Origin of the sequence: Mesorhizobium sp. B1-1-8 (genome assembly GCF_006442795.2) — a bacterium.
Classification (GTDB): Bacteria; Pseudomonadota; Alphaproteobacteria; order Rhizobiales; family Rhizobiaceae; genus Mesorhizobium.
The window spans coordinates 599,463-612,652 of sequence record NZ_CP083956.1; the positions used below are offsets into that span (position 1 = coordinate 599,463).

The window sequence follows — 13,190 nt, forward strand, 5'->3', positions numbered from 1 at the left end:
GACGTCTTGCCCCGACGTCATAGAGGCAACTCTACGCCGCTCTGTCTCCATCGCGAGGGCCAGTTTTCCGGAAAATGAAGGAACCAGTTCAAGTCGACCGGCGGCTGTGGCAGGATGGGTAGGATGGGAAATCTGGAAATCATCGAGCGGCGGCGCGAGGCCCCCCTCTCTGTCCTGCCGGACATCTCCCCCTCAAGGGGGGAGATTGGCAGCTTTGGCGCCTCGCTTCTTCTTGCGACATTGGCAATTGGCGAAAGCCGGCGCGACATCCGATCTCCCCCCTTGAGGGGGAGATGTCCGGCAGGACAGAGAGGGGGGCGAAGGAACTCGACGCTGGAGGCCAAGCGTCTCTCAACCCGCCATTCCATCCATGGCGCAAGGTAAGCCATGCGCCCCCACCCCAAACCCCAGGCCTTCCCCCTCGATATGCTCGCGGTAAACCGCGCGAGCCCCGAGCACCTCTCCCGCCAGCTCTATCACGGCCTCGTCGCCATCATCCGCAACCGCACGCTCGCGCCGGGCTCCGAACTTCCCTCCACCCGCGCGCTTGCCGCCGAGCTCGGCCTTGGCCGCAACACCATCGTCTCGGCCTATGACCAGCTGGTCACCGAGGGCTATCTCGCCAACCGCCGGGGCGCCCGGCCGGTGATCGTCGACCTGCCGGAAGGTCCGCGCGAGACGCCGGCTGAAGCGCTGCCAACGCCCTTGCGCGCGCCCTCGCGGCGCGGCGAGGAGCTGCTCAGCCAGCCCTGTCACCACGGCACGCCGGGCCGCTTCGCCTTCCATCCGGGCATGCCGGACGCGCAGAGCTTTCCATTTGGCGTCTGGGGCCGGCTGGTGGCGCGCCGCGCCAGCCATGGCGAAACGCTGTTCGGCACCTATGAGGTGACCGGCCATCCGGCGCTGAAACAGGCGATCGCCTTCTATCTGTTTTCGGCGCGCGGCGTGCGCTGCCGGCCGGAGCAGATCGTCATCACCACCGGCGCCCAGGCTGCGTTCGATCTTCTCGCCCGCCTGCTGCTCGACCCTGGCGATACCGTCTGGATGGAGGAGCCCGGCTATTACGGCGCCAAGGCCGCCTTCACCGTCGCCGGCGCCCGCATACTGCCCATCCCGGTCGACCAGGAGCGCGGCTGGCACCTCGATGCACCCGACCCCGCGCCGCGCCTCATCTATGTGACGCCGGCCTGCCAGCATCCGCTCGGCATCACCATGCGCATGGAGGAGCGGCTGCGCCTGCTCGACATTGCCGAGACGTCCAACAGCTGGGTGATCGAGGACGATTTCGACGGCGAATACCGCTTTCAGGGCCGCCCGGTGCCGGCGATCCAGAGCATGGACCGCTCCGGCCGCGTCATCTATGTCGGCACCTTCGCCAAGCTTCTGTTCCCGGCCCTGCGTATCGGCTTCATGGTGCTGCCGGCGGAGTTGGCAGGCCGCATCGTCAACGCGCTCTCCACCACCGGCCAGTTCGCGCCGCTGCTGCTGCAGGCAGCCCTTGCCGACTTCATCACCGAAGGCCACATGAGCCGCCACCTGAAGCGCATGCGCCGCATCTACGCGCAGCGCCGCCAGCTTTTTCGCGACATCGTCGCCGAGCGGCTCCGCGACGAGATCACGCTTTCGGCGGCGGAAGCCGGCATCCAGGTCGTCGGCTATCTCAAGCCCGGCATCGACGACATCGAGGTCAGCCAGGCGGCGGCGCGCAGGGCGGTCAACGTCTCGCCGCTGTCGAAGTATTTCCAGAACACCGCCGCCACGCAAGGCCTGGTGCTGGGCTACGCCGCCTGCAACGCGGCCGAGACCGCCGACGGCGTCGACCGGCTGGCGGCGGCGATACGCGACACGCTGGCGTGAAGGCGCGCCGGCGCCTGTGTCATGCCGGGTGCCTCAGGCTCGGATAGGACTCTCCCCTTGTGGGCAGGGCAATCGCATATGGCAGCGCCAGTCCCCCACTCCGGCCGCTGCGCGGCCACCTCTCCCCCATGTCCATGGGGAGAGGAAAATCCGAGCCTTTCAAGGCCGCGACCTCGGCGGTTGGCATTTCCTCTCCCTCGCCGAAGGTGGGGGAGAGGTGGCTCGGCGAAGCCGAGACGGAGTGGGGGAGCGCCATATGCGATTGCCCCCACGCTTGGCAGCGATCCCGCCGCGGGCTAGCCTGCGGCCAATAGCAATTCCTGGAAAACTGTACCGCGGTTTTCCGTCCGGAGGGGCTGAGCGGTTTCTGAACCGCGCTGATAAAAGCGAGGGCAAGATGGCGTCGATCTTCACCGTTCACGAAGCGTCAGGCTATGAGCAGCTGATGGGCCGCTGGAGCCGCAGGCTGGCGCCTTTGTTCATCGACTTCGCCGGGCTCGCCCCCGGCGAAAAGATCCTGGACGTCGGTTGCGGCACCGGCAGCCTGACCTTCGAGCTGGCGAAATCCGCCGGTCTTGCCGAGATCCAGGCCATCGACTTCTCGCCGGTCTTCGTCGCGGCGGCGAAGGAGAAAAACACCGACCCGCGCATTGAAATCCAACAGGGCGACGCCACCGCCTTGCCTTTCGAAGACGGCAAATTCGACCGCGCGCTCGCACTGCTGGTGCTGCACTTCGTGCCGGAGACCGGCAAGGCCGTAGCCGAGATGCGCCGCGTCGTGCGGCCGGGCGGCGTGATCGCGGCCGTGGTGTGGGATCACTATGGCGGCATGCCCGGCATGCGCATGATGATCGACACAGTGGCAGCGCTCAGCGAAAGCGGCCGCCAGCTGCGCAGCCGCTACTGCTTCCAGCCGATGATGCAGCCCGGCGAAATGAAGCGGACTTTCGTCGAGGCCGGCCTTGCCGGCGTCATCGAAGCCGAGCTGATGATCCGCATGGACTACCAGAATTTCGAAGACTACTGGGCCCCGATCGCCGCCGGCGAAGGCCCGCTCGGGAAGTACATGACCACGCTGGATGGAGCCGAGCGGGAGCGCACCGAGGCGGCTGTGCGCGATGCGTATGAGGCGGGCCGGCCGGACGGGCCGCGATCGTTCGCCAACGTGGCTTGGGCTTGCAGGGGGGTGGTGGGGTGAGGTGGAGCAGGGCACAAGAGCCCCATTCAGCTCTTTCTTAACAAGGCGCTAAAGCATACTCCCGGGCGTGACGATTCTGGTCGGACAGAACGCTGTCTCTTCCCCGCATCGCAGTAAACCGCTTATGGTCGTCGCTCACAACGGGGGTCGATTTGTCTGATTCTGCATTTTTTGCCGCTGGTGCACTTTTCTCGACCGACTATCTCAATGAAGGCATAAAGGAGAGTGCGGCCTACCGTGGCGTCGACGTGGTCGACCTGCGTGTCCAACTTGAAGCTATCGCGGCCTCCTTCCCGCAAAACGCCAGGACCAACGAGAGCCAGACTGAGGATGATTTTATTTTTCCGGTGCTAGCGGCGCTTGGCTGGTCGGAGTTCATGCGTCAGCAAAACCTGACGGTCACCGGCCGCGATGACGTGCCAGATGGTTTGCTATTTTCCGACGCATCCGCGAAGTCCACCGCCAATGCACAGCGGGACCAATGGCAGCGATATGCGCACGGTCTAGCGGTCGTCGAGTGCAAGCGCTGGTCGCGCCCCCTGGACCGCGCTTTCGGTCGGGCTGAGACGACTGCGCCATCGACTCAGATGCTGCGCTATTTGCGCCGGCTCGACGACATCACCGGCGGCAAACTCCGGTGGGGCATCCTCACTAACGGCCTGCGCTGGCGGCTCTATTGGGCTGGAGCCCGCTCGATCTCGGAGGAGTTTCTAGAGGTTGATCTTGGCCGGGTTTTGGCCCTGGGTGAAAGATCGGACCTTTTTGCCGACGAGACCGCTAGGGATCACTGGCTGCGAGTGTTTGCAGTCATGTTCGGCCGCCAGGCCTTTCTGCGTGACGGCGTAGATCAGCGTTCGCTGCACGACCGCGCGCGGGCGGAAGCTGCCTTTTATGAAGAGCGAGTGGCGGCCAGCTTATCCAACGTTGTGTTTGAACAAGTTTTCCCAGATCTTGCCAAGGGACTGGCGGAATCTGCACCGGACGCTCCGATGCATGAGATCCGGGATGCGGCCTTGGTCCTTCTCTATCGCCTCTTGTTCCTCCTTTACGCAGAAGACCGCAATTTGCTGCCGGTCAACGACGACCGCTACGATGATTACGCCCTCCGCCCACTCCGCCTGGAAGTCGGCGAACGTGTTACGAATGGTGATGCCTTTTCTACCACCGCGGCAAGGTTCTGGTCACACATCTCCGATCTATCCCGTATGATCGACAAGGGTGACAGTTCGGTCGGCATTCCTCCTTATAATGGTGGACTATTTGCAACCTCCGCGACACCGTTACTCGCCAGCGCGCGTATCTCCGATAGCATTATGGCGCCCGCGCTTGACGCGCTATCCTATGAGCGTGCATCGGGCCAGCGGCGCTACATCAACTACCGTGATCTGTCGGTTCAGCAACTTGGGTCTATCTATGAACGATTATTGGAATTCGAGATCGTCCGGGAACCTTTCGGCGACATAGATTACCTCGCAGTCCGTCCGAACCTGTTCGCGCGCAAGAACTCCGGCAGCTACTATACACCTGAGGAACTCGTGGGTCTGATCCTCGACGAGGCGCTAAAGCCGCTAATCACCGAGCGGCTGGAAGCTTTCCGATCGGCTCAGACCGCGCTGTCCGAGGAAGGCGAAGACCAAAAACGTCGGATCCTGCGAGAGGTAGATCCCGCTGAGGCGATCCTGTCACTTCGTGTGTGCGATCCGGCTATGGGCTCAGGCCATTTCTTAGTTAGCCTCGTCGACACCTTGGCCGATCATGTTCTCGATGCCATGGCTGAGGCCGCCGTTTTGGGTGCGGGTCTTAACTACAACTCGCCACTGGCGGACAAAATCGAGGACATTCGTGGCACAATTCTGAAGAACGCTAGGGCTGCAAACTGGACGATTGATGAAGGGCAACTGGATGACCGGCATATCATCCGCCGGATGGTCCTAAAACGGTGCGTGTACGGCGTGGACAAGAACCCGATGGCAGTCGAACTCGCAAAGGTCGCCCTCTGGCTGCATACGTTCACCGTCGGGGCACCGCTTTCGTTCATCGATCACCATCTGCATACGGGCGACAGCTTGTTCGGCTTCTGGGTTCGTGATGCGATCGACAAGGCTAGTTCCCTTGGCGGCGAACTCTTCTACAACGAGGCCCTGCGCAACGCTCAACGATCTGCGGAAGCAATGAAAACCATTGAGGCCCTCACCGATGTGGAGATCGGCGAAGCGCATCGTTCGGCGGCCATGTACGAGGACATCGAACTGATGACCGGTGAACTCGACGGTTTTGTCAGCTTTATTCATGCGCTTGACTGGCTCGATCTAAAGAGCAAGTCGGATATAGGCCTCATTCGTCTTTGGCTCGATGGTCGTTTTGGGGAGCCTATTCCGATCGCACGAGGCCGCAAAGCGCCGCAGACGGGAATGGCCAAGCCAGACGAGGTCGAGGCGTTCACCGCAATCTGGCGCCGCGCCCGCGAGCTAATCTCCGAGGAGCGGTTCCTCAACTGGCAAATCAGCTTTCCAGGCGTCTGGAATAGCTGGGCTAGCACAAGCAGGGAAGGCGGGTTCGACGCCGTGGTTGGCAATCCGCCATGGGATCGGATTAAATTACAACAAGTTGAGTGGTTTGCTGCACGTCGCCCCGCAATCGCACGAGCGCAGCGGGCATCGGACCGAGCTCGAATGATCACCAAGCTCAGGTCGGATGGCGATCCACTGTTTGAAGACTTCGTGAAGGCAGACATGCGCGCCGCCGACGGGGCCCGTGTAGCCCGCGGTTCTGGCCACTATCCACTACTCAGTCGAGGGGATATCAACCTGTACAGCCTGTTCGTTGAGCGCAGCCATGCACTGGCGAAGCCCACTGGCATGATCGGACTCTTAGTGCCTAGCGGTATCGCTTCGGATCTGTCGGCCAGCGCCTTCTTCCGCAAGATAGCGACTCACGGGCACCTGAAAGCACTCTATGATTTTGAAAATCGCCGTCCGCGCTATGGCCTCGAACCGTTTTTTCCCGACGTCGACAGTCGGTTCAAATTCTGCGCACTCGTTACCAGCCCCAGCCGCCAGTTCGACCAGGCAACGTGTGGCTTCTTCCTTCAGGCGGCGTCAGAAGTTGCCGATCCTGACAAAGTCTTCTCCATTAGAGCGACTGATTTTGCGAGCGTAAACCCCAACACCGGAACAGCACCGATTTTCCGCTCTCAGCGGGACATGGAGATAATCACGGCGATTTATGCGCGCCTGCCTGTGCTCGTTGATCGCTCCAGTGGGACGCCCGTTGCCGCTTGGCCGCTACGATACGCGACTATGTTTCACATGACCAACGACAGCCACCTGTTTCGCACCCGCACCGAGTTAGAAGAACTCGAAGGGGCCTGGGAGGTCGGCGGAAATTGGTTCGAGTCCTCCTCTGGTAGATGGGCACCGCTCTATACGGGTCGGATGATCCATCAGTTCGACCATCGTGCCGCATCTGTAACGGTGAATGAGATGAACCTTCATAACACTGCGCAAAGCGCCGAAGTTACAGCCGAAATGAAGGCAGATCCAACGTTTCTGCCTACACCTCAATATTGGGTGCCGGAAAGTATAGTAGCAAATACGACCGCACAGAGCACTGTTATCGTTTTTCGTGACATCGCACGCCCAACGGATGCCCGAACAATGATAGCTGCCCTTGTTCCTCGGGCAGGCTTTGGGAATAAAGCGCCCCTATTGTTATCGCGGGATGCCACTCTTAGTGATTTGGACAAGGCGCTAATCGTAGCGAATCTCAATTCGGTTATTTTCGACTACATAATTCGCTCAAAAGTACAGGGAGCCAGCTTGAATTGGTTTATTCTCGAGCAGCTTCCCATTGTCCCGCAAGCTCACTATAGCCGCCGGTTCGGGCATTCCACCGCTGCCGACATCGTTAGAAAAGCCACTTTGGAACTGAGTTACACGGCGCACGATCTAGCGGCGTTGGCATACGGTGTCGGATATCTAGACGCGGAAGGCAAAGTCCTCCCGCCCTTCATTTGGGATGATGACCGCCGTTTGACCCTTCGCGCAAAACTCGATGCGATATACTTTATTCTCTATGGCGTATTTGATCCATGCAATATCACGCAGAGCCGGGAAGATATCCGCTATATATACTCGACCTTTCCGATCGTTGAGCGGGAAGAGACCGAAAGGTGGGGTACCTACCGCAGTAGAGAGTTGTGTTTGGCATGGATAAACGCGCTTATAGCCGGTCAGCCCGACGCACCCATCAACTCACATTGATCAATCCGCTCGCCCGACGTGACTTGGCTGCGGAAGCAGTGGGAGTCGTTATCATACACTCTTTGGACAGTCGACCTCCCTAAGCGAACCCCCAGCGTCGAGCATTCTTTCGGCTTTGATGGACACACCTATCGGCAAGTATCGTCTCGTATTTTGCTGGCGATATAAACTTTGCGTCGTAAACATTATCGGCTTTTCGAGTTAGGTGAAGTATCGCCGGCCGCGTGATCGACAAAATGGGTTGAATACGGACCTGATGTGTGTTGTTTGAAAAATGCGTAATGTTCGTGACGAGTTGTTCACCGGGGAAATCCAACCGGATAGCTCTCTCCTCAGTTTGGGCGACTCCGAAGTAGGCGCCCAGGGTTGCCACCGGGAGTTGCACGGCAGACCCGGGTTTACCTTGCTGCCCTCCTGTCTCGCGGGCCAATATTTGAAGATAAAGGTGCTTGGGTTTAGCCGAGATAGCGCTGAAAGCCGAAAGGAACCCGTCCTTTTTCCCTTGGCTTTGCTTTGGTAAATTCAAGATCTTTTCGAACAACGGACGAGGTTGCGGTTTGGCACCTGCGGACAAAAAAGGCTTTCCAGACTTAAGCAATCTGGCGGGGGAGCGGTCCTCTGCAGCTGATCCTGGTAATTTCGAAATTCGCAATACGTCATTAATGCCGACAGCTGTGGCCTGTTTCTTTATTGTGTTCCAATATGCATCAAAAGCTTTTTCTTCGGCGCTGCCTCGCAAACAACTTACCTCCAGCGAAGCCTCGCTATTTCGCTGAAGGCCGCCGCCGGTGAGGTTCGTCGAACCAACAATTATTCTCACTTCCGAGGTGGAGCGGAATTCGTAGTATTTGGGATGGAAAGTGGCGTTTGCGAACTTATCTTCCACAAAACCGGCGTATGTACGGGTAGGATAGAGGTTCTTCAGAAGTATCCCATAGTACAAAGCGTCGGGTGTTGTTACTCCGTTGCCCGCCCCATATATGCTCTCGATCCGTCCCCCTCTCGCAATTAAAGCTTCAATGCTTGAGCAGAGTAATCCGAGGCCCTCCCATCTAGCATATGCAACTGCGAACCGCACTCGCTCAACTGTAGGATCTTTGAGCAGTTGGATCAGGCGCTCTCGGGTGGCTTCATGACCATGAGTCACCTGAGCAATAAGCACTGGTTTTGCGTTCACGAGACATCCCCTCAGCAGGCTCCCCGAACAAGGTAACCTACACCCCCAGCAAGCCCGAGGATTCCACTTCGCGCAAGTGCTGGTGAGCCGATGTCCGACCGCCCCATGCACACATCTGATTTGCTCGGATCGCTAGTGATTCAAGCTGACTGACCAAACTCACAGTCGGCGTCCGAAATCGAAACTTTGATACCGCATTGAAAGGCAAATTTCGCGGACGGTTTGGCGAGGATGACAACAAATTTTATGGCGCGCCCGAAGAGATTCGAACTCCTGACCCCCAGATTCGTAGTCTGGTGCTCTATCCAGCTGAGCTACGGGCGCGCAACAGGCCATGTATGACATGGCCTCGCGATCCGGTCGTGACGACCGGCCGCGATGTGGTGTGTTCCCTAGCGACTGAATTTCGGAAAAGCAAGCCGATCCGGCAAAAGTTTTGTCGCAGGCGTCATCCGGCGAGGCAAGCCCGGACCCCGATCCTTCGAAATGACCAAGACCCGGAATCTAGCCCCGGTCTGACGCAACGACGGCGGTTCCCAGTCGTCAGGCCGGGCGGCGCAGGCCGTTGCGGGCCTGGTCGAGGCGGACCGGCTGGTCAGGGATGGTGACGGCGAAGACGGTGCGGCCGCCGACCGATTCGACGAGCTCGACCGTGCCGCCATGGGCGCGGATCAGTTCATGGGCGATCGCCAAGCCGAGACCGGTGCCGCCGCTGCGGGCCGAGCCGCGGAAGGCCGCGAACAGGTTTTCGCGCGCCTTGGGCGGCAGGCCGGGGCCGGTGTCGGTGACGATGATGCGGCTGACGCTGCCGGTGCGCTCGGCCGAGACGGCGAGCCGGCGCACCAGCGCGCTCTCGGTGTCGGCGGCCATCGCCTGCACGGAGTTGCGGCAGAGGTTGCTGAGCACGCGGAACAGCTGGTCGGAATCTGCATCGACCTCGAAAGCCGGGTCGACGGCGTTGATGAACTGGATGCCTTCCTCGATGTCGAGCAGGCCATGCACGTCCTCGACCAGCTGATGCAATCTCAGCCTGCGACGCGCCGGCGCCGGCTCCTGCGTGCGACCGTAGGCCAGCACCCCTTCCGAATAGGCGACCGCGCGGTCGAGGGTGCGCAGCAATTTCGGCGCGAAGGACTGCACGGTCGGGTCCTTCACCTGGCGCAGCCGGTCCGAGATCAGCTGCGCGGAGGCGAGGATGTTGCGCATATCGTGGTTGATTTTGGAGACGGCGAGGCCGAGGTCGGCGAGATGTTTCTGTTCGGCGAGCATCTTCTGCAGCCGATCCTGCATCTGCGCCAGCTCGCGCTCGGCGACGCCGATCTCGTCGGCCCGCTCCGTGGGGCAGATGACGCGTCCAGGATCGTCGGGCGCCTCGGAGAAGGACAGGATCGAGCGCGTCATGGTGCGGATCGGGCCGATCATGATCAGGTCGATCGCCGCATAGACCAGCATGGCGGTGAACAGCGAGATCAGCAGCGAGACGACGGCGACGTTGCGCGAATAGCGCAGCATGGCGTTGCGCAGGCTGTAGTCGGGCATGATCAGCTCGAATTCCTTGTCGCTGTCGCCGACCGGACCGAAGACGCGCAGCATGTGCTTGCCGCCGAAGAACAGCGTGTCCAGCGCGCCGGTCATGCCGTTGACCAGTCCGACATTGGCAATGTCGATGTGCTCGTCGACCTGCGGCGGCATGTCGGCCACGACCAGCAGGCGCGAGACGCCGCCGTCGCGCACCGCGATCGCCTTGGCGCCGATCGCCATCAGCACGTCGTTCTGGGCGGTGTGCGAGAGCGAGTTGGGTTCGCCCTGCAACAGCACGATCGACACGGCGGCGGCGGTGCTCAGCCTCTCCTTCAGCCAGGCCACCCGGTAGCTGGCGATCCAGGGCAGGAAGATCAGGATTTCGGCGATCAGCACGAAGACGATGGTGAGCAAGAGAAGCTTTGTCGACAGGCCGCGCGACAGCGGCACGCGGCGGGCAGCGCTCGCCGTCGCGGGTCGGCCCTTTTCTTCGGTGGGCAGTGCTTCACTCGTCATGACGCGAACTTCACGAAGGCTTGATGAGCCAAGATTATGCGATTTGGAGCTTTTTTGCCAATTTCAACCTTGGGCCAAGAAAAATTGCCCGGCGGCGGCGCGGATTGACTTCCAAAAACCTTCTTTCTATAAGCCCGCTCACGCTCGGGCCATTCGTCCCGGCGCGGTTTCGATCGCGCCTAAACAGGCCCCGGCAAAAGCTCCTGTTACAGAGTGACAGAATCAAGAAGGGCCGCACCCCGCGGTATTAAAACAAATGAAGCGTACCTACCAACCGTCCAAACTCGTCCGCAAGCGCCGGCACGGTTTCCGTGCCCGCATGGCCACCAAGGGTGGTCGCGGTGTTGTCGCCGCCCGCCGCAACCGCGGCCGCAAGCGGCTCAGCGCCTGAACGGAAGACGAGATCGTTGCCCGCAACCGGCAAGCCAAAGGGAGCCACTCCCGGGCGGCTTCTGAAGCGCGCGGAATTCCTGGCTGCGCGCGGCGGCGAGAAGCGCCGCGGGCGGCTGTTTCTCGTTGAGGTTCTCAAGCGTGGCGACGATTTTGCGCCGCGCGTCGGCTATACCGTGACCAGGAAGGTCGGCAACGCCGTTGCGCGCAACCGCATCCGGCGCCGGCTCAAGGAAGCGGTGCGCGTCCATGCCGCCGATGACATGGCGCCCGGCAATGACTATGTCATCGTCGGGCGCGAAGACGTGCTAGCCATTCCGTTCGGCCAGTTGAAGGCCGAGCTTTCCCGCCGATTGCGCGGAACACGATAGGCCAAGAGCATCTATGGAAACCAACCGCAATTTCTTCATCACCATCGCGTTGTCGGTGCTGATCCTGACGCTATGGCAGGTGTTTTACATGGGCCCGCGCATGGAGGCCCAGCGCGAGACGGCGCGCGTCGAGCAGCAGCGCATCGAAGCGCAGAAGAAGGAAGCGGGGACCGCGAATCCGAATGCGACGGCAACGCCAGCGGCGCCGGGAACCGTACCCAGCGCGGCAGGGAACGGCGCGACGCCCCTGAACCGCGACCAGGCGCTGGCGGCGACGAAGCGCGTCAAGATCGACACGCCGAGCCTCGAAGGCTCGATCAACCTCGCCGGCGCGCGCCTCGACGATCTGAAGCTCAAGCACTACACGGAGACGGTCGACAAGAACTCGCCGGAGATCGAGCTGCTCAATCCGCAGGCGCTGCCGAACGGCTATTTTGCCGAGATCGGTTTCGTCGGCAATGACAAGACAGGCGCGGTGCCGGGTGCGGAAACCGTGTGGAGCGTCGACGGCTATCCGACGCTGACGCCCGATGCGCCGGTGACGCTCACCTACACCAACGACAAGGGCCTGACCTTCAAGCGCACCTTCTCGGTCGACAAGGACTATATGTTCACGGTCTCCGACACCGTGCAGAATTCCGGCAGCAGCGCCGTCTCGCTGTTCAACTATGGCCGCGTCACGCGCTACGACAAGCCGGCTGTCGCCAGCACCTATGTGCTGCATGAGGGCCTGATCGGCTTCACCGGCACGGAAGGCCTGCAGGAACACAAATACGCGTCGATCGAGAAGGACAAGCAATACAAGCCCGGCAAGTCGACCGACGGCTGGCTCGGCATCACCGACAAATACTGGGCGGTGACGCTTGTCCCGACGGAGAAGCAGCCGTTCCAGCCCGCCTTTTCATATTTCGACTTCAACGCCGGGCCGCACAGCCACAGCTACCAGTCCGACTATCTGACGGACGCCATCAATGTCGGCGCCGGCCAGTCCGCGACCGTGGAGACCGAAATCTTCGCCGGCGCCAAGGAAGTCAACAAGATCAATGCCTATGCCGAAGACCGCCACATCAAGCGCTTCGACCTGTTGATCGACTGGGGCTGGTTCCACTTCATCACCAAGCCGATGTTCTGGCTGATCGACACGCTCTACAAATTCTTCGGCAATTTCGGCCTGGCGATCCTCGCCACCACCGTCATCGTCAAGGCGCTGTTCTTCCCGCTCGCCAACAGATCCTACGCGTCGATGGCGAACATGAAGAAGGTGCAGCCCAAGATGCTCGAAATCCGCGAGAAATACGCGGACGACAAGATGAAGCAGCAACAGGCGATGATGGAGCTCTACAAGACCGAGAAGATCAATCCGCTCGCCGGCTGCTGGCCGGTGGCGCTGCAGATCCCGGTGTTCTTCTCGCTCTACAAGGTGCTTTACATCACCATAGAGATGCGTCACGCGCCTTTCTTCGGCTGGATCCAGGATCTGGCCGCGCCCGATCCGACCTCGATCTTCAACCTGTTCGGCCTGCTGCCTTTCGCGGCGCCCGCGTTCCTGCCGCATATGGGCGCCTGGGCGGTGGTCATGGGCATCACCATGTTCCTGCAGATGCGCATGAACCCGGCGCCGCCGGACCCGACGCAGGCCGCGGTGTTCACCTGGATGCCGGTGATCTTCACCTTTATGATGGGCAGCTTCCCGGCAGGCCTCGTCATCTACTGGGCCTGGAACAACACGCTTTCGATCCTGCAGCAGGGCGTGATCATGAAGCGCCAGGGCGCCAAGATCGAATTGTGGGACAATCTGGCCGCACTGTTCCGCAAGAAACCATCGCCGGCGGAATAGCCGGCATCCCGACCCGAAAAGCCTCGCCGCGCGCGAGGCTTTTTCGTATGAGCCGACACGC

8 protein-coding genes and 1 tRNA gene are annotated in these 13,190 nt (G+C 60.9%); 6 read left to right on the plus strand and 3 right to left on the minus strand.

From position 1 onward, the window contains the following. Positions 1–426: 426 nt before the first annotated feature. The 3 genes from FJ974_RS02810 to FJ974_RS02820 all read left to right on the plus strand — a co-directional run bounded on the left by FJ974_RS02810 (position 427) and on the right by FJ974_RS02820 (position 7,317). Complete coding sequence (locus FJ974_RS02810; protein ID WP_226891451.1) at positions 427–1,857, plus strand: PLP-dependent aminotransferase family protein; 1,431 nt, start codon at positions 427–429, stop codon at positions 1,855–1,857. A gap of 397 nt (positions 1,858–2,254) precedes the next feature. Then, a complete protein-coding gene (locus FJ974_RS02815) occupies positions 2,255–3,055 on the plus strand; it encodes a class I SAM-dependent methyltransferase (RefSeq protein WP_140537593.1) in 801 nt (266 codons plus the stop codon). A 152-nt stretch (positions 3,056–3,207) separates the two neighbouring features. Beyond that, positions 3,208–7,317, plus strand: coding sequence for an Eco57I restriction-modification methylase domain-containing protein (locus FJ974_RS02820; protein WP_140537591.1), 4,110 nt, complete (start codon positions 3,208–3,210; stop codon positions 7,315–7,317). A 79-nt stretch (positions 7,318–7,396) separates the two neighbouring features. Here the strand turns inward: FJ974_RS02820 and FJ974_RS02825 are convergent, their stop codons facing one another. The 3 genes from FJ974_RS02825 to FJ974_RS02835 all read right to left on the minus strand — a co-directional run bounded on the left by FJ974_RS02825 (position 7,397) and on the right by FJ974_RS02835 (position 10,531). Further along, positions 7,397–8,494: a phospholipase D family protein gene (locus FJ974_RS02825; protein WP_140537589.1), complete on the minus strand. Its 1,098-nt coding sequence runs from the start codon at positions 8,492–8,494 to the stop codon at positions 7,397–7,399. Between the two features lie 247 nt (positions 8,495–8,741). Further along, a tRNA-Arg gene (locus FJ974_RS02830) sits at positions 8,742–8,818 on the minus strand. Positions 8,819–9,037: 219 nt separating this feature from the next. Further along, positions 9,038–10,531, minus strand: a complete 1,494-nt coding sequence (locus FJ974_RS02835; RefSeq protein ID WP_140537587.1) for a sensor histidine kinase — start codon at positions 10,529–10,531, stop codon at positions 9,038–9,040. A 256-nt stretch (positions 10,532–10,787) separates the two neighbouring features. Between FJ974_RS02835 and rpmH the strand changes: the two genes are divergently transcribed. From rpmH to yidC, 3 genes are read left to right on the plus strand one after another with little or no spacing between them, the layout of a single operon-like run. Beyond that, entirely contained in the window at positions 10,788–10,922 is a 135-nt protein-coding gene (gene rpmH, locus FJ974_RS02840) for a 50S ribosomal protein L34 (RefSeq protein WP_008833937.1), read from the plus strand. Between the two features lie 16 nt (positions 10,923–10,938). After that, positions 10,939–11,292, plus strand: coding sequence for a ribonuclease P protein component (gene rnpA / locus FJ974_RS02845; RefSeq protein WP_140537586.1), 354 nt, complete (start codon positions 10,939–10,941; stop codon positions 11,290–11,292). Between the two features lie 13 nt (positions 11,293–11,305). Continuing rightward, positions 11,306–13,129, plus strand: a complete 1,824-nt coding sequence (gene yidC, locus FJ974_RS02850) for a membrane protein insertase YidC (protein WP_140537584.1) — start codon at positions 11,306–11,308, stop codon at positions 13,127–13,129. Positions 13,130–13,190: the final 61 nt, after the last annotated feature.